At 44.7% G+C, this 519-nt stretch carries 1 pseudogene; it reads right to left on the bottom strand.

What is annotated here, in order from left to right:
- Positions 1-519: pseudogene (locus D8792_RS11320) on the bottom strand (DEAD/DEAH box helicase family protein); the annotation flags it as partial.

The following is a 519-nucleotide window of genomic DNA, read 5'->3' as shown; positions in this document are numbered from 1 at the left end:
ATACTTAGTAAAGACCGTACCACTTGATACAGGGGTCGGAGGTGTCCCACACATGATTGTGATAGGATTCGCACTATCCGTCACCGTATATTTCAAAGCAGATTCTTGCTCCGTCGTGTACTCCTGAGCCTCGTCAATGATCAGCATGTCAAAACCTTCACCCAGACCACCATTTGATGTCCTAGTACGAAATTGGACAACACCACCCGTTGAATACAGCTCAATTCTCTCCTGCCCCTTCGCTCGAATGGAATTGAAATCCTCACCATCAACATACCCCATTTTCTCAAGGTATCGTTTGACCTTTTCGAAAGAGGAGTGAGATGTAGAAATCCGGTGAGCCGTATGTAGGATATTCAATCCCTTATGCAAGCCCCAAATTTCAAGAATATAAAGGATTTCAGACTTCCCATTCCGCCGAGGGATAGAATAACCAAACTTCTGATGCACCCAAAGACCGTTCTTGTCAATGGCCATCATAGGCAGTAAGAGATTTTTCTGCCAGGCATAGCAAAAAAG

It is taken from the genome of Streptococcus cristatus, from assembly GCF_003943505.1.
Classification (GTDB): Bacteria; Bacillota; Bacilli; order Lactobacillales; family Streptococcaceae; genus Streptococcus; species Streptococcus cristatus_E.
Note: the sequence above shows the minus strand (reverse complement) of the source record. Positions and strands in the feature narration are given on the sequence as shown.